Raw genomic sequence first — 16511 nt, 5'->3', positions numbered from 1 at the left:
CCGATGCGCCCTTAATCGGTTGCGGCGTCGGCGTTGTCCTCGGGCTCGTTCGGTGACTTGCAGCAATGCTGCAGCCAGAGCGCGGCGATGACCAGCGCCAGCGCGCACCCGGCCGCCACGACGGTGCCCGCGGTGTCCTCGCCCGCGACACGCAATGTCGAACGCCGTGGTAGCAGGTACAGGAGCACGCCCAACCACCAGCCGAGCACCAGCGCACCCACCCACGCCGACGCCTTGGCGATCACCACCGACCGGGCTACCGCCAGCGGATGCAGCCAACCCGGGCCGTCGCCGATCTGCCCGTCGCGGATCTTGGCGCGGATGTAGAAGGCCCAGACCGCCTCTGCGACCGCGACCGCGAGCAGCGACAGCCCCGTCCACACGGTGATCGGCGGAAACCACCGGTACAGCAGCAGCACCAGCAGATAACCGAGGACCACCATGATCGCCGTCGCGGCGGTCAGGTCGCGCATGCGAGTGGGGCCCATCAGCTCAGCGCCAGGTCGGTCGGTCGCACCCCGGCACGGTCGTCGGGGTCGAGCGTGGCGAGCAGGTCGTGCACCGGGCGGACGATGCCGTCGACGGTCAGCGTCGCGTCGGGTTCCACCGCAAGCCACGGGATGAGGACGAACGCACGCTGGTGCGCACGCGGGTGCGGCAACGTCAGATCGTCGTCGCCGCAGATCACCTCGCGGTCTCCGTCACGACAGGTGACCAGGTCCACGTCGAGCGTGCGGGGCCCCCAGCGTTCGGCGCGCACTCGATCGGCGGCGCGTTCCAGTTCCTGCGCACGCCGCAACCACCCGAGCGCGTCGCGGCCCGGATCCTCGGCGATCACCACGGCGTTGAGGAAGGGGTCCTGGGCCACCCCGCCCCACGGCTCGGTTTCGTAGACCGGCGATACCGCCCGCACCGCCTCGGCGAGCCCGTCGACGACCGACTGCAGCCGTGCCCGCCGGTCGCCGATGTTCGAGCCGATGGACAACACCACTGTCGTCATCCGCGATCCGCCTTCGGCTCCTCGCTGGAAGTCGTCATGCGCGATCCGCCTTCGGCTCCTCGCTGGAAGTCATGCGGTGCCGCCGGCCGTCGCCGCGGGACCGCCGAGCCACCACCGCGACGTCGGCGAAGTCCAACGGAATGGGTGCCCCCGGTTTGTGCACCGTGACCTCGGCCGCTTCCACGCGCGGGTCGGCCAGCACGGCGTCGGCGATCTCGCCCGCCACCGTCTCGATCAGGTTGCGCGCCGGACCCGCGACGATGTCGGCCGCCAGCTTCGCCAGCCCGCCGTAATCGATGGTGTCGGCCAGGTCGTCGCTGGCCGCGGCCGCTGTCAGGTCGGCCCATACCGTGATGTCGACGACGAACTCCTGCCCGTCGCGGCGTTCGTGCTCGTAGACACCGTGGTTGCCGCGAACGATCAAGCCGCGCAATTCGATTCGGTCAGCCACCGGAGTCCTTCCCCGTCTCCCCTGACCACGCCTCGAGCACCTTGAGCGCGTCGACCGAAGCTCGTACGTCATGCACCCGAACCCCCCACGCGCCGTGCAGACCGGCCAGCGCGGAGATCACCGCCGTCGCGGTCTCCCGCCCGGCGGGCGGCCGGGGTTCTCCGGCGACGTCGGCCAGCAGCGTCCCGAGAAAGCGTTTACGGGAGGCGCCGACGAGAACGGGGAACCCGGTGGCGACGAACTCCGGCAGTGCGCGCAGCAGCGCCCAGTTGTGTTGTCCGGTCTTGGCGAAACCCAGTCCGGGGTCGATGATCAGGCGGCCAGGGTCGACCCCGGCCGCCACCGCGGTGTCGGCGGTCGCCAGCAGTTCGGCCCGCACGTCGGCGACCACGTCGCGGTAGGCGGGCACCTCGTGCGGTCGTTCGGCGCCGACCGAGCGCCAGTGCATCAGCACCCAGGGCACCTTGGCGTCGGCCAGCAGCGGCGCCATGTTCGGGTCCGCGCGACCGCCGGAGACGTCGTTGACGATCTTGGCGCCGTTTTCCAGCGCGGCGCGGGCCACCTCGGCGTGCATGGTGTCGATGCTGACCGTGAGCCCTTGGGCGGCAAGCTCTTTGATCACCGGTAAGACGCGCGACGTCTCGATCTTGGGATCGATGCGGGTGGCGCCCGGCCGTGTCGACTCGCCGCCGACGTCGATGATCTGGGCGCCGTCGGCGGCCATCGCCAGTCCGTGTTCGACCGCGCGGTCACGGTCGAGGAACAGCCCGCCGTCGGAGAACGAGTCGTCGGTGACGTTCACGACCCCCATGACCTGTACGTGCGTCTCCCGGCGGACCATGGGGCTGGGCGGGGTCACTTCCGAAGGATGAGATCCAGCGCCTCGGCGCGCGATGCCGCATCGTGTTTGAACTGTCCGCGCACCGCCGAAGTGGTGGTGATGGCACCGGGTTTGCGCACGCCGCGCATCGCCATGCACAGATGCTCGGCTTCGATCACGACGATCACGCCGCGCGGATCGAGCTTGCGCATCAACGCATCTGCGATCTGTCCTGTCAACCGTTCCTGTACCTGCGGACGTTTGGCGTACAGGTCGACGAGGCGCGCGATCTTGGACAGGCCGGTCACCCGGCCGTCGGCGCCCGGGATATAGCCGACGTGCGCCGCGCCGTGAAACGACACGAGGTGGTGCTCACAGGTGGAGTACAGCGGGATCTGTTTGACCAGCACGAGTTCGTCGTGCTGCTCGTCAAACGTGGTGTCCAGCACGGTATCCGGGTCGGTGTACAGACCGGCGAACAACTCCCGATACGCCCGCGCCACCCGGGCCGGGGTCGCCTCGAGCCCGTGCCGGTCGGGGTCCTCGCCCACCGCGATCAGCAACTCCCGCACCGCCGCCTCGACGCGCGTCTGGTCGAATTTCGCGGGCGAGAAGGTCCCGGGTGAGGTCGTGACCGAATTGCGGTGCGACCGCGTCATTTAGCCTCCTGTCGGGCCGGGTGTCAGCCGTGCGTCGGGGGGTTGGACCGCCCGCTCGACCGTCCGGTGTCCTGGCCCTGATCGTCGTTCGGGTTCGGCGCCGGCTGCTGCGGATAGGGCTGCTGGTACGGCGGATACGGCGCAGCCGCACCGCCGGGGTGGTGCCATCCGGGATGCTGCGGCGGTGGGTACCAGTAACCCTGCGGCTGCTGCTGCGGTTGCTGCTGATGCTGCTGCGGCGGCCATCCGGGCGCATGCCAGCCCGCCGGGGCGCCGTAGTCCGGCTGGGTCGGGCCTGCAGCGGGAGCGCCGTTACCGCCGTGCCCGTTCACGCCGTTCTGGGCCTGCCGCGCGGCGGCTTCCTTGCTGGCTTGCGCGATCGCGGCCTTGAACGCCGGCTCGGGCACCGGTTTGGGCCATTCCTCGCCGCGTTCCATCGCCAGCTCGCCCGGCGTCTTGATCGGCGGCTTGTCGGACGGCACCCGGCCACCGAAGTCGTCGAACATGGTCAGCCGCGGACGCTTCTTGACCTCGCTGAAGATGGCCTCCAGCTCGCGGCGGTGCAGCGTCTCCTTCTCCAGCAGCTCGCCGGCCAGGACGTCGAGCACGTCGCGGTATTCGGTGAGGATCTCCCACGCCTCGGTGTGGGCGGCCTCGATGAGCTTGCGGACCTCGTCGTCGATGTCACGGGCCACCTCGTGGCTGTAATCGGCCTGGGTGCCCATGGTGCGGCCGAGGAACGGGTCGCCGTGCTCAGTGCCGTAGCGCACCGCGCCGAGCTTGGAGCTCATGCCGTACTCGGTGACCATCGCGCGGGCGATCTTGGTGGCCTGCTCGATGTCGGAGACCGCGCCGGTGGTCGGCTCGCGGAAGACCAACTCCTCGGCGGCGCGTCCGCCCATGGCGAACACCAGCCGGGCGATCATCTCCGAGCGGGTCATCAGGCCCTTGTCGTCCTCGGGCACCGACATCGCATGCCCGCCGGTGCGGCCGCGCGCCAGGATCGTCACCTTGTAGATCGGGTCGATGTCGGGCATCGCCCACGCGGCCAGCGTGTGCCCGCCCTCGTGATACGCGGTGATCTTCTTCTCGTGTTCGCTGATGAGGCGGCTCTTACGGCGCGGCCCGCCGACGACCCGGTCAACCGCCTCCTCCAGCGCGGGCCCGGTGATGACGGTGCCGTTCTCGCGGGCGGTGAGCAGCGCCGCCTCGTTGATGACGTTGGCCAGGTCGGCGCCGGACATGCCGACCGTCCGCTTGGCCAGCCCCTCGAGGTCGGCGTCGGGCGCCATCGGCTTGCCCTGCGAATGCACCTTGAGCACGGCCCGCCGGCCCGCCAGGTCGGGGCTGGTGACCGGGATCTGCCGGTCGAAGCGGCCCGGCCGCAGCAGCGCCGGGTCGAGGATGTCGGGCCGGTTGGTGGCGGCGATCAGGATGACGCCCTGCCGGTCGCCGAAGCCGTCCATCTCGACCAGCAGCTGGTTCAGCGTCTGCTCGCGTTCGTCGTGGCCGCCGCCGAGGCCGGCGCCGCGCTGACGGCCGACGGCGTCGATCTCGTCGACGAAGATGATGCACGGGCTGTTCTGCTTGGCCTGCTCGAACAGGTCACGAACCCGGGACGCGCCGACGCCGACGAACATCTCGACGAAATCAGAGCCCGAGATCGTGAAGAACGGCACGCCGGCCTCCCCCGCGACGGCGCGGGCCAGCAGCGTCTTGCCGGTGCCGGGCGGACCGTAGAGCAGCACGCCCTTGGGGATCTTGGCGCCCAGCGCCTGATACCTGCTGGGGTTCTGCAGGAAGTCCTTGATCTCGTAGAGCTCCTCGACCGCCTCGTCGACGCCGGCGACGTCGGCGAACGTGGTCTTGGGCATGTCCTTGGACAGCTGCTTGGCCCGCGACTTGCCGAACCCGAAGCCCATCCGGCCGCCGGTCTGCATCCGCGAGAACATCACGAACAGGCCGACCAACAACAGCAGCGGCAGCAGGTAGATCAGCAGTGAGCCGAGCATCGAGCCCTGGTTGACGACCGTGTTGACCTTGGCGCCCTTGCTCTGCAGGGCCTCGAACACCGTCACGCCGTAGCCGGTGGGGTACTTGGTGATGATCTTGTCGCTGTCGGAGGTGTCGGCGTTGCCGTTCTTGAGCTCCAGCCGCAGCTGCTGTTCACGGTCGTCGATCTGCGCGCTCTTGACGTTGTCGCCGTCGATCTGCGCGATCGCCACCGTGGTGTCGACAGGCTTGAACTCGCGGGTGTCGTCGCTGAAGTAGAAGAAGGACCAACCCAGCAGCAACAGGACCGCGATCACGGTCAGCGTGCGGATCACATTTTTGCGGTTCATCAAGCCTCGGCCTTCGTCGGCGTCATGTGTTTCGGCCGCCCGCGGCCGGTCTCCTTCCGATACGTGCAGCTAGGAACTTCCAGGCTACCGCGAGACCAACGAATCAAGGTTCCCGGCGGGTGCCGACCCCTTGCCGACGAACGTGGGTTACCCACACGCTTCGAGCGCCGGGGGCGTGCCGCAACCTCACACTCGGCCGACGGACTGTGCTTTGGTAGTGACCGTGCTCACCCCGACCGAGCGGTCAGTCGAAACCAACGGCGTGCGACTGCGGGTAGTGGAGGCCGGCGACCGTGGCGCCCCGCTGGTGGTGCTGGCCCACGGCTTCCCCGAACTGGCGTACTCATGGCGCCACCAGATCCCGGCGCTGGCCGAAGCCGGCTTCCACGTGCTGGCGCCCGACCAGCGCGGCTACGGCGGATCGTCGAAGCCCGATGCGATCGACGCCTACAACGTCGTCGAGCTCAGCGCCGACCTCGTGGGCCTGCTTGACGACGCCGGCGCGGAACGGGCGGCGATCGTCGGCCACGACTTCGGCGGGGTGGTGGCGTGGACGGCGCCGCTGCTGCATCCGGACCGGTTCGCCGGGGTGGCCGGGCTCAGCGTGCCGCCGGTGCCGCGGTCGCGGGTGCCGACCACCCAGGCGTTCCGCAGGCTCTTCGGCGACAACTTCTTCTACATCCTGTACTTCCAGGAGCCCGGGCCCGCCGACGAGGACCTCAACCGCGATCCGGCCACCACGATGCGCAAGCTGTTCGGCTCGTTGACCACCTCGGATGAGGCCGCCTCGCTGCGCATGGTCCAGCCGGGCCCAGAAGGCTTCATCGAGCGCATCCCCGAGCCGGCCGGCCTGCCCGACTGGCTGAGCCAGGACGAGTTCGACCACTACGTCGCCGAGTTCACCGAGCACGGGTTCACCGCGCCGCTGAACTGGTATCGCTGTTTCGATCTCAACTGGGAGCTGACCGCACCGTCGGGGATTCCAGCCGCCACCATCGCCGTGCCCGCCTTGTTCATCGGCGGCACCGCGGACCCGACGCTGGCCTATACGCCCCGCCACCGCGTGCGCGACCTGGTCTCCGGCGATTACCGCGAGGTGATGATCGAGGGCGCGGGCCACTGGATCCAACAGGAGCGTCCCACCGAGGTGAACGCCGAACTCATCGGGTTTCTCAAGCGATTGGAGATGTAGATGACGCGTCCGTTGAACTTCGGGGTGTTCATCACGCCGTTTCACCCCGTCGGCCAATCCCCCACCGTCGCTTTGGAATACGACCTCGAACGCACGGTGGCCCTGGATCGTCTCGGATACGACGAGGTCTGGTTCGGCGAGCATCACTCCGGCGGTTATGAGCTGATCGCCTGCCCGGAGGTGTTCATCGCCACGGCGGCCGAGCGCACCAAGCACATCCGGCTCGGCACCGGCGTGGTGTCGCTGCCCTACCACCATCCGCTGATGGTGGCCGACCGCTGGGTGTTGCTCGACCACATCACCCGCGGGCGCGTGATGTTCGGCACCGGCCCGGGTGCGCTGCCGTCGGACGCCTACATGATGGGTATCGATCCGGTGGACCAGCGCCGCATGATGCAGGAGTCGCTGGAGGCGATCCTGGCCCTGTTCCGCGCCGCACCCGACGAGCGGATCACCAGGACGTCGGACTGGTTCACGCTGCGCGACGCCGCGCTTCACATTCGGCCGTACACCTGGCCCTATCCCGAAATATCCACGGCAGCAATGATTTCACCGTCCGGCCCGCGGCTGGCCGGTGCGCTCGGCACCTCACTGCTCTCGTTGTCGATGTCGGTGCCGGGCGGATACGCCGCCTTGGAGAACACCTGGCAGGTCGTCGTCGACCAGGCCGAGAAGTCGGGCCGGCCGGAACCCGACCGCACCAACTGGCGGGTGCTGTCGATCATGCACCTGGCCGACACGCGCGAGCAGGCGATCGAGGACTGCACCTACGGGCTGCAGGATTTCGCGAACTATTTCGGCGCCGCCGGGTTCGTCCCGCTGTCCAACAGCGTCGAGGGCGAGGAGCAGTCCCCGCGCGAGTTCGTCGAAGAGTATGCGGCCAAAGGCAACTGCTGTATCGGCACCCCTGGTGACGCGGTCACCTACATCCACGACCTGCTCGAGCAGTCCGGCGGATTCGGGACCCTGCTTCTGCTCGGCCACGACTGGGCGTCACCGCAGGCGACGTACCACTCCTACGAACTGTTCGCCCGCGAGGTCATCCCGCACTTCAAAGGGCAGCTGAGTGCGCCGCGGGCGTCGCACGACTGGGCCAAGGACATGCGTGACCAGCTGCTCGGCCGGGCGGGTGAGGCGATCGTCAACGCGATCGCCGAACACACCGACGAACTCAAGAACCCGGAAAGCTGATGCGGGCCGCGGTATTGCGCGACGGGCGCATGGTGCTGCGCGACGACGTCCCCGAACCCGTGCCGGGACCCGGCCAGGTGCTCGTGGACGTCAAGGCGTGCGGCATCTGCGGATCGGATCTGCACTTCGCCAAGCACGGCGAGGAGATGGTGCGGCTCAGCGCCGAGATGTCGGGGCTGCCCGGCGGTGGCGGGATGCGGCTGGATCTGTCCCGTGACGTGTATCTCGGGCACGAGTTCAGCGCCGAGGTGATCGAGGCCGGACCCGACACCGACGCCCCCGCGCCGGGCACGACCGTCACGTCGGTTCCCGCGCTGCTGACCGCGACCGGAGTGGAGCCGATCGTGTACTCCAACACCACGATCGGCGGCTACGCCGAACGGATGCTGTTGTCGGCGCCGCTGCTGCTCACGGTGCCCGACGGGGTGGATCCGCGCCATGCCGCGCTGACCGAGCCCATGGCCGTCGGGCTGCACGCGGTGAACAAGTCGGCGATCTCGCGCGGCGAGACGGCGCTGGTGCTCGGCTGCGGGCCGGTGGGCATCGCGGTCATCGCCGCGCTGCGGCACCGAGGAGTGGAACACATTGTGGCCGCGGACTTCTCGCTGAAGCGACGGGAGTTGGCCCGCACGATGGGCGCCCACGAAACCCTCGACCCCGCGCAGGGTTCACCGTTCGACACCGCGGAGCCCGCGGTGGTGTTCGAGGCGGTCGGGGTGCCCGGCATCCTCAACGACCTACTGCGACGCGCACCCGCAGGCTGTCGGGTGGTGGTCGCAGGCGTGTGCATGGAGCCCGACACCGTGGTGCCGTTCTTCGGCACCGCCAAGGAGATCAGCGTGCAGTTCGTATTCGCCTACGACTTCAACGAGTTCGGCGAGGCGTTGCGGGCCGTCGCGGAGGGCGAGATCGACGTCGCGCCGCTGATCACCGGGGAGGTCGACCTGGCCGGGGTGGGCGCGGCGTTCGACGAGCTGGCGCAGCCCGACCAGCATTGCAAGGTCCTGGTGACACCCTGACGGTATCGTGCCAGGCATGCCGATCGCTGCACGAGTGAAGACGCCGACCAGACTGCTCGCCCTCGCCGCGGCGGGGCTCACCGTCGCTGTCGCGGGCTGCGACGCGACATCGGGGCCGGTCTCCAGCGAGCAGGGCGAGGCGCGGCACGTGACCGTGCAGGGTTCCGGCGAGGTGCAGGGCGAGCCGGACACTCTCAATGTCAACGCGTCCATCGAGTTCATCGCGCCCGATGTGACCGGCGCGATGAACCAGACCAGCGAGCGCCAGCAGGCGGTGATCGACGCGCTGGTCGACGCCGGCGTGGACCCCAAGGACATCAGCACCGCGCAGGTCAGCCTGCAGCCGCAGTTCGCGGGCGGCGGCGCGAACCCGCAGACCATCGTCGGCTACCGGGCCACCAACTCGATCGACATCAAGATCCGGCAGCTCGACGCGGCGTCGCAGGCGCTGGCGCTGATCGTCAGCAGCGGCGGCGACGCCACCCGGATCAACTCGGTGAACTACACGCTCGAAGACGACTCGCAGTTGGTCCGCGATGCCCGCGGCCGGGCGTTCGAGGACGCCAGGGACCGCGCCGAGCAGTACGCCGAGCTGTCGGGTCTGGATCTCGGCCAGGTCATCTCGATCTCGGAGGCCGGGGGCCAGCAGCAGCCGCCCACCCCGTTGCCGACTCCCCGCGGTGCCGAAATGGCCGCCGTACCACTGGAACCCGGCGAGCAGACGGTCGGATTCACCGTGACGGTGGTGTGGGAGCTCACCTGACGGGGCGAACTACCTTGGCGCGAGCAGACGCGTAGACCCCCTTGTTCCACCGCATTTGGGGGTTTTCACGTCTGCTCGGCGCTGCCAGGTGGACCCAGCTCGCGGGGGAAGGTTCAGTCCGCGGGCGCGATGTCCACCGGAATGCCGTTGAGCACAGCGGTTCCCGACAGCGGATCGAGCCGGTTACCGTCGTTGAGCTGGTTGACGTTGACGCCCGGTCGATTTGATGCGACCTCCTGCCCAGTCCCGCCGCGGTCGTGTCCCCAGCCGTGCGGCAGCGACACCACACCGCGGCGCATGCCCGGCTCCAACTCGATCGGTGCCAGGAGTTCACCACCGGGACCCTTGACGACGGCGACGTCGGTGAGGCCGAGCTCGGCGGCGTCGTCCGGGTGGATCCGCAGCGTGCATCGGTTGGATCCGCCGTTCAGCGCGGGCAGGTTGTGCATCCAGCTGTTGTTGGAGCGCAGGTGCCGCCGCCCGACGAGCAGGTAACCGTCGGCGCGCTCCCGAAGCGCCGCGCGTAGCCGCGGCACGTCGGCGGTCAACGGCTGCGGGGCGAGTTCGATTCGGCCCGTTGGGGTTCGCAACACCTGAGCCAGTCGCGGTCGCAGCGGGCCGAGGTCGATGCCGTGCGGGGCGGCCTTGAGCCGGGCCAGCGTCAGCCCGTCAGGTTTGGCGCCGAACGCGTCACCGTACGGGCCGATGCGCAGCATCATGTCGAGGCGGCGCTCGTAACCGGGGCCGTCTTCGAGCATCGCGGTCAGGTCCTCGACAGGGCGGCCGGCGACGGGCGAGTGCGGATCGCCGCTCTGGGCGGCCAGCGTCGTGGCGATCACCTGCTCGTCGACCAGCGCCGGATCACCGTCGACGCCAACCCCGTACAGGACCAACGCGATTCGCGCCAGGATCTCGCATTCGTCGGGGCGGTCGCCCAACGGCAGCGCGGGCGGTGAGTACCTGGCGTTGTTGCGCACCGCCAGATTGTTGAGCGCGAAGTCGAAGTGTGCGCTGCGCGACGGCGGCGGGGGCGGCAGGATGACGTCGGCGTGGCGGGTGGTCTCGTTGAGGTACGGGTCGATGGAAAGCATGAAGCCGAGCCCGTCGAGCGCACGGTCGAGGCGGTCGCCGTCGGGCGCGGACAACACCGGGTTGCCCGCGATGGTGATCAGCGCCTTGAGCTGGCCGTCGCCAGGGGTCTCGATCTCCTCGGCCAGCGCCGCGGCCGGAAACTCCGAGAGCACCTCGGGGTGCCCCGAGACGCGGCTGTGCCAGCGCCCGGTGCGAAATCCGCGGCCGGCCTTCGGCGGTCGCGGCGCCGGAGCGACCGGCGACAGCGGGAACATCGCCCCGCCGGGCCGGTCGAGGTTGCCGGTCAGGACGTTGACGACGTCGACGAGCCAGCTGCCGATCGTGCCGAATTCGACTGTGGACGTGCCGATTCGGCCGTAGACCGCCGCTGACGGCGCGGCCGCGATTTCCCGGGCCAGCAGCCGGATGTCCTCGGCGGGCACATCGCAGTACGGTGCGACGGCCTCCGGGGCGAAATCCGCCGCCAGGGCACGCACGTCGTCGATGCCGTTGACGGAGTCCACCAGCGCGCCGAGGGCGACGAGGTCCTCGTCGAACAGGGTGTGCACGACGGCGAACAGCAGCGCCGCGTCGGTGCCCGGCCGCGGGGCGAGGTGGCGGTCGGCCATTTCGGCGGTGCGGGTGCGGGCCGGATCGATGACGACGAGGCGGCCGCCCCGGTTGCGCAGCGCGCGCAGCTTGCCGCCGAAGTCGGCGGCGGTGGCCAGACTGCCGTTGGAGACAAGCGGATTCGCGCCGATGATGACCAGGTAGTCGGTGCGGTCAAGGTCGGGAACGGTGAACGCGACGGGGCTGCCGAACATGTGGCCCAGCGCGACGTGCTTGGGCATCTGGTCCAGGGTGCTCGCCGAGTAGACCTGGCGCGTGCCCAGCGCCCGCACGATCAACGGCGGGTAGAGGGCGCCGGCGACCGTGTGCGCGTTCGGGTTGCCCAGATACACGCCGACCGACGGCCCGCCGTACTCGGCGACGACGGCACCGAGCCGGTCGGCGACCGTCTCGAACGCGTCCTCCCAACTGGTTTCGGTCAGCTCGCCGCCGCGCCGCACCAGCGGCCTGGTGAGCCGGTCGGGGTCGTTGTCGAGTTCGGCGAAACTGGCCCCCTTCGGGCAGATGAACCCCTTGCTGAAGACGTCATCGCGGTCGCCGCGGGCGCCGGTGACCCGGCCGTCCTCGATCGTCAACGTCAGGCCGCAGGTGGCCTCGCACAGCGGGCAGATTCGGAGGGCCATGTCCTCATCTTGCGCCGAGATCGACGTTTTGCACGATTCTTCTCGCACTTTGGCGCCCGTTTGTCCCTTTGGGCAGTTCTAGCCCTGTTCGTAGACCTTGGGGTCGAGCGTGCCGATGTAGCTCAGGTCGCGGTAGCGCTCGGCGTAGTCCAGGCCGTAGCCGACGACGAACTCCTTGGGAATGTCGAACCCCACGTAGGCGATGTCGACGTCGGCGCGCACCGCGTCGGGCTTGCGCAGCAGCGCGCACACCTGCAGCGAGCGCGGCCGCCGCGACGCCAGGTTGCGCAGCAGCCACGACAGCGTCAGCCCGGAGTCCACGACGTCCTCGACGATCAACACGTCGCGGTCGTGGATGTCGCGGTCGAGATCCTTGAGGATGCGCACCACCCCCGACGACGACGTCGACGAGCCGTACGAGCTGACCGCCATGAACTCCAGCTGCGTCGGCAGCGGGATCGCGCGGGCGAGGTCGGTGACGAAGAACACCGCGCCCTTGAGGACGGTGACGAGCAGCAGATCCTGCCCGTTCGGCGCGACCGCTTCGCGATAGTCGTCGCCGATGCGGGCGCCGAGCTCGGCGACCTTGGCCTGGATCTCGTTGGACGGAAGCAGCACAGACTTGATGTCGCCGGAGTACAGCTCGGTGGATTGCTCAGCCACGCCCACAGCGTGCCATGGGAGCGATCCTGCGACCAAGGCGCGGGTGCCTCAGACCGGTTCGGTGTGCAGGCTCAGCACGCCGTCGCGGCGCGTCGCGATCAGCCGCTGGTTGCGAAGCGGCGAGCCCACCGCGACGCCGCCCTGCCCCCGCCACGCCATCACCAGCGTGTCCACCCCGCGAATGTGCTTGGCGGTCAGACCGCTGGCCCCGCCTGCGAGCAGCCAGCCGCGAATGACCCGCAGCCGGATGGCCTCCGGCAGCACGGCCAGCCGCGACGTGTCGAGGCCGGCGTCGACACGGGCCTCGGTCAGCGCTTGGCGCGCCAGCTCGTCCAGCGCGTCGGTGTCGGCGCGCAACGCGGCCGCGGTGCGGGCCAGCGCCTCGGCCACACCGCCGCCGAGGACGTCCTCGAGCAGCGGCAGCACCTCGGTGCGCAACCGCACCCGGGTGAACCGCGGGTCGGTGTTGTGCGGGTCCTCCCACGGCGTCACGCCGAGCTCTGCACACGCCTGCCGCGTCACGCTGCGACGCACCTCCAGCAGCGGACGACCCCACGGCGGGTCGTTGGGCCGCATTCCGGCGATCGAGCGCGGCCCCGAGCCGCGACCGAACCCCAGCAGCACGGTTTCGGCCTGATCGTCGAGCGTGTGGCCGAGCAACACCGGCGCGCCGTCGCGGGCGTCGTCCAGTGCCCGGTACCGCGCGGTGCGCGCCGCGCCCTCCGGTCCGCCTTCGGTGCCGACGTCGACGCGGATCACCTCGGCGCCAACGCAGCCCAGCGTCAGCGCCTGATCGCGAGCGGTCGCGGCCACCGCGGCGGAGTCCGGCTGCAGCTGGTGGTCGACGACGAGCGCGGTGGTCGGCTTCAGTTTCGCCGCCACCGCCGTCAGCGCCAGCGAGTCGGCGCCGCCCGACAGCGCCACACACCAGTGCTCGTCGGCGGGGCAGAAGTTTCGGGCGAAGGCGGCGACGGCCTTGTGCAGCGCCGCTAGAGCACCCGGTCGATCCATCGTTGCGGCTCGTCGATTTCACTTGGCAGCGGCAGGGTTTCGGGACCCGACCACACGGCGTTGAACCGGTCCATTCCCACCTTGGACACGACGTGGTCGACGAACGCCTTGCCGCGGGTGTATTGGCTGAGCTTCGCGTCGAACCCCAGCAGCGCACGCACCAGCCGCTGCAGCGGCGGTTGTTTGCGGCGGCGTCGCTCGTCGAAGCGGTGCCGGATGGTGGCCACCGACGGCACCACCGCGGGGCCCACGGCGTCCATCACGTGATCGGCGTGACCCTCCAGCAGCGTGCCCAGCACCAGCAACTGGTCCAGCGCCTTGCGCTGCGGTTCGGATTGCACGGCGCGCAGCAGGCCGAGAACACCAGACGAATTCGGTTCGGCGGCATCGCTTTCAGCGTTGGCGCGCCGGTCCCGGACGAACTCGGCCAGCCTACCGACCACCTCGGTGACATCGTTCTGGGTTTCGTCGGTGAGCACCGCGAGCGCGCGCGACATGTGGTCGGCCAGCCACGGGTTGGCCCGGAACTGCACCCGGTGGGTGACCTCGTGCAGGCACACCCAGAGCCGGAAGTCGTAGGGCTGCACCCGCAGTTGGCGTTCCACCGCGATCACGTTCGGGTACACCAACAACAGCTCGCCGCCGCCGCAGCCGAACGGGTCGTACTGGCCGAGAATGCCCGAGGACACGAACGCCAGTACGGCACCGGTCTGCGCGCCGGTGATCCGGCCGGTGAGGAACCCCGGGCGCCCGTCGTCTAGGCCGCCGGTCATCACGCGCATCGAGTGGGTGGCGGCGCGCACCCACTGCGGGCGGTCGACGATACGCGCGTCGGGGATTTCGCCGCCCTCGGTGAGCCCGGTGACGTCGCGCACCGGGATTTCCGCCGACCGCGACGCCTCGCTGAGTTGCTCGATGACCTGCTGGCGGGTGTAGTCGGTGGTGACGGGACCGGGCCTGGCCAGTCTGGCGCCGACGGTGGCGGCGAACTCCCAGTCGACGGCGCGCCCGACGGTGAGCTTGGTCTCGGTGGCCGGACTCATGCGCTGCACCCGCACGACCGCAGGGTCGCGGCGACAGTGTCGAGCGCGACCAGACCCATCGGGCCGGCGTGGTTGGAGATGAAGGCGAACGTCAACGCCCGCCCGCCCGCGTCGGTGAGGAATCCCGCCAGCGTGTTGGTTCCGGTCAACGACCCGGTCTTGGCGCGCAGGAAACCCGCTGCCTCCCGGCTGAATTCGGTGCCGAGGAAGCGGTTGGACAGCGTTCCGCTGCCGCCGGCGATCGGCAGCAGATCCACCAGCGGCCGCAGCCGGGGCTGCTCGTCGCCGACCGCGACGCTGACCACCTCGTCAAGCGTCTTGGCGGTGAGCCGGTCATCGACGGACAACCCGCTGGAGTCGAACAGCCGCGCTCTGGTGGTGTCGATTCCGGCGGCCTTCAACTCGCCCAGCACCGCACTTGCGGCGCCGTCGAAACTCTGCGGCTTGCCGACCGCGGCGGCCACCTCACGTCCGATCGCCTCGGCCATCACGTTGTCGGAGGCGTTCATCATCTCCCGCAACCGGTTGATCAGGGGAGGCGACTGCACGGCCGCGATCTCCTTGCCGCCCCGCGACGGGCCGGGCAACACGGTGACCTTCGCCGGATCGACTTCCAGCGCCACGGCCAGCGCGCGGCCCGCGTCCAGCGCGGGCGTCTTCGACCGGGTCGAGTCGACGCTGACCGGCTGGGTGCGGCCGGCGTCGAGCATCACCGACTCCATCGGCGCGATGTCGCCGCCGTCGATGTCACCCGGATCCCAGCCGTGCGCCATCGTCGGCCCGCTGTAGGCGCTGACGTCGACCTCCACGGCCGTCGCGTCGATGCCGGCGCGGCGCACCTGCTCGGCCAGGTCGCTGATGCGCGCGGCATCCCGGTACCAGGTCTCCTGGCCTTCGGGCGCGGCCGACAGCGTCGGGTCACCGCCGCCTTTGAGCACGACCACGCCCGGTTTGTCGCCGGTGAACACCCGGGTGGTCAGCCGGGCGTCGCGGTCGAGGGCCAGCAGCGCGGCGGCCGCGGTGAGCGTCTTGTTGGTGGACGCGGGCTGCATCGGGACGTCGGCGCCCTGCGCCCACAGCTGCTCGCCGGTGATCGCGTCGGCGATGCGGCCGGTGAAGTGGCCGAGGTTCGGGTCGGCCAGGGCCGGGGCCAACACGGCCGCCAGCCGGTCGGGCCGGGGTTTGGGCGCGGACTCCGACACCGGCACGACGCCCGGGGCGGCGGTGGCGGCGGGCGGCGTCGGTTTGATCGCCGCCGCGTCGGTGTGCCCCGTCGTCAGCACGGCCGCCGTGGCAACCACGACGGCGACCAGCACCAGCACCGCCACACCGACCAGCACCTGGGTCGATGGCCCCCACCTCGTGGGCCGCATAACTCTCCTGATCTGTCGACCGCCCCGTACAGCAGCGTATCGCTCCATTAGGGTGTTCCCCGACCGCAAGACAGTGTGCACAGGGCAAGGAGCCGCCGGTGGAGTTCGACGTAGTCATCGAGATCCCGAAGGGTTCGCGCAACAAGTACGAGGTGGACCACGACACCGGACGCGTGAAGCTGGACCGCTACCTCTACACCTCGATGGGCTATCCGACCGACTACGGATTCATCGACAACACCCTCGGCGAGGACGGGGATCCGCTGGACGCCCTCGTGCTGTTGGCCGAGCCGCTGTTCCCCGGTTGCCTCGTGGAGGTGCGTCCGGTGGCGATGTTCCAGATGACCGACGAGGCCGGCGGCGACGACAAGGTGCTGTGCGTGCCCGCCGGCGACAAGCGCTGGGACCACATCCAGGACCTCGCCGACGTGCCCGAGCAGGTGCTCGAAGAGGTCAAGCACTTCTTCGTGCACTACAAGGACCTCGAGCCGAACAAGTTCGTCAAGGCCGCCGACTGGGTGGGACGCGACAAGGCCGAGGCCGAGGTCAAGGCATCGATCGATCGGTTCAAGACGCAGGCGCACTGACCGGCTCAACCGACATTTTCGATGCGGCACAGCTGCATTCGGTGTCTTGGGACGCCGCATTGCGCGGCGGGCG

The 16511-nt window shown here is 69.7% G+C and carries 16 protein-coding genes; 5 read left to right on the top strand and 11 right to left on the bottom strand.

All coding sequences use genetic code 11. The annotated features are described in order from the left end of the window. Window positions 1-11 precede the first annotated feature (11 nt). The 6 genes from MELE44368_RS08075 to ftsH are packed head-to-tail and all read right to left on the bottom strand — an operon-like array spanning window position 12 to window position 5272. Window positions 12-488, bottom strand: a complete 477-nt coding sequence (locus MELE44368_RS08075; RefSeq protein ID WP_128108029.1) for a DUF3180 domain-containing protein — start codon at window positions 486-488, stop codon at window positions 12-14. Beyond that, window positions 488-1000 (bottom strand): 2-amino-4-hydroxy-6-hydroxymethyldihydropteridine diphosphokinase, encoded by a 513-nt coding sequence (gene folK / locus MELE44368_RS08070; RefSeq protein WP_128108028.1) that lies wholly within the window; start codon window positions 998-1000, stop codon window positions 488-490. The genes MELE44368_RS08075 and folK overlap by 1 nt, the downstream gene beginning before the upstream one ends. Before the next feature lie 34 nt (window positions 1001-1034). Next, a complete protein-coding gene (gene folB, locus MELE44368_RS08065; protein ID WP_206613716.1) occupies window positions 1035-1451 on the bottom strand; it encodes a dihydroneopterin aldolase in 417 nt (138 codons plus the stop codon). Next, complete coding sequence (gene folP / locus MELE44368_RS08060; RefSeq protein WP_206613722.1) at window positions 1444-2292, bottom strand: dihydropteroate synthase; 849 nt, start codon at window positions 2290-2292, stop codon at window positions 1444-1446. The genes folB and folP overlap by 8 nt, the downstream gene beginning before the upstream one ends. Before the next feature lie 14 nt (window positions 2293-2306). Next, window positions 2307-2930, bottom strand: coding sequence for a GTP cyclohydrolase I FolE (gene folE / locus MELE44368_RS08055; protein WP_128108026.1), 624 nt, complete (start codon window positions 2928-2930; stop codon window positions 2307-2309). 23 nt (window positions 2931-2953) lie between these two features. After that, window positions 2954-5272, bottom strand: a complete 2319-nt coding sequence (gene ftsH / locus MELE44368_RS08050; protein WP_128108025.1) for an ATP-dependent zinc metalloprotease FtsH — start codon at window positions 5270-5272, stop codon at window positions 2954-2956. Window positions 5273-5495: 223 nt separating this feature from the next. Between ftsH and MELE44368_RS08045 the strand changes: the two genes are divergently transcribed. The 4 genes from MELE44368_RS08045 to MELE44368_RS08030 are packed head-to-tail and all read left to right on the top strand — an operon-like array spanning window position 5496 to window position 9437. Then, window positions 5496-6464, top strand: coding sequence for an alpha/beta fold hydrolase (locus tag MELE44368_RS08045; RefSeq protein ID WP_128108079.1), 969 nt, complete (start codon window positions 5496-5498; stop codon window positions 6462-6464). Next, complete coding sequence (locus tag MELE44368_RS08040; protein WP_128108024.1) at window positions 6465-7655, top strand: LLM class flavin-dependent oxidoreductase; 1191 nt, start codon at window positions 6465-6467, stop codon at window positions 7653-7655. Continuing rightward, the gene (locus MELE44368_RS08035) at window positions 7655-8674 is read left to right on the top strand and encodes a zinc-binding dehydrogenase (protein WP_128108023.1); all 1020 of its coding nucleotides are present in this window, start codon (window positions 7655-7657) and stop codon (window positions 8672-8674) included. Before MELE44368_RS08040 ends, MELE44368_RS08035 begins: the two co-directional genes overlap by 1 nt. Before the next feature lie 16 nt (window positions 8675-8690). After that, window positions 8691-9437, top strand: a complete 747-nt coding sequence (locus MELE44368_RS08030) for an SIMPL domain-containing protein (protein WP_128108022.1) — start codon at window positions 8691-8693, stop codon at window positions 9435-9437. A 113-nt stretch (window positions 9438-9550) separates the two neighbouring features. Here MELE44368_RS08030 and MELE44368_RS08025 read toward each other — a convergent pair whose 3' ends face one another. From MELE44368_RS08025 to dacB, 5 genes are all read right to left on the bottom strand, one after another. Next, the gene (locus tag MELE44368_RS08025; RefSeq protein WP_128108021.1) at window positions 9551-11761 is read right to left on the bottom strand and encodes a molybdopterin-dependent oxidoreductase; all 2211 of its coding nucleotides are present in this window, start codon (window positions 11759-11761) and stop codon (window positions 9551-9553) included. Between the two features lie 78 nt (window positions 11762-11839). After that, a complete protein-coding gene (gene hpt / locus MELE44368_RS08020) occupies window positions 11840-12460 on the bottom strand; it encodes a hypoxanthine phosphoribosyltransferase (RefSeq protein WP_128108020.1) in 621 nt (206 codons plus the stop codon). 12 nt (window positions 12461-12472) lie between these two features. Then, window positions 12473-13435, bottom strand: coding sequence for a tRNA lysidine(34) synthetase TilS (gene tilS, locus MELE44368_RS08015; RefSeq protein ID WP_128108019.1), 963 nt, complete (start codon window positions 13433-13435; stop codon window positions 12473-12475). Then, window positions 13414-14478 (bottom strand): Rv3626c family coenzyme F420 biosynthesis-associated protein, encoded by a 1065-nt coding sequence (locus MELE44368_RS08010; RefSeq protein ID WP_128108018.1) that lies wholly within the window; start codon window positions 14476-14478, stop codon window positions 13414-13416. The genes tilS and MELE44368_RS08010 overlap by 22 nt, the downstream gene beginning before the upstream one ends. Beyond that, window positions 14475-15851, bottom strand: a complete 1377-nt coding sequence (gene dacB / locus MELE44368_RS08005; protein ID WP_128108017.1) for a D-alanyl-D-alanine carboxypeptidase/D-alanyl-D-alanine endopeptidase — start codon at window positions 15849-15851, stop codon at window positions 14475-14477. Before dacB ends, MELE44368_RS08010 begins: the two co-directional genes overlap by 4 nt. Window positions 15852-15889: 38 nt before the next feature. Here dacB and ppa point away from each other — a divergent pair, with 38 nt between their 5' ends. Then, the gene (ppa, locus tag MELE44368_RS08000) at window positions 15890-16438 is read left to right on the top strand and encodes an inorganic diphosphatase (RefSeq protein WP_128108016.1); all 549 of its coding nucleotides are present in this window, start codon (window positions 15890-15892) and stop codon (window positions 16436-16438) included. Window positions 16439-16511 lie beyond the last annotated feature (73 nt).

The sequence above is a fragment of the Mycolicibacterium elephantis DSM 44368 genome, assembly GCF_004014805.1.
Classification (GTDB): domain Bacteria; phylum Actinomycetota; class Actinomycetes; order Mycobacteriales; family Mycobacteriaceae; genus Mycobacterium; species Mycobacterium elephantis.
This window is presented reverse-complemented; position numbering and strand designations above follow the sequence as displayed.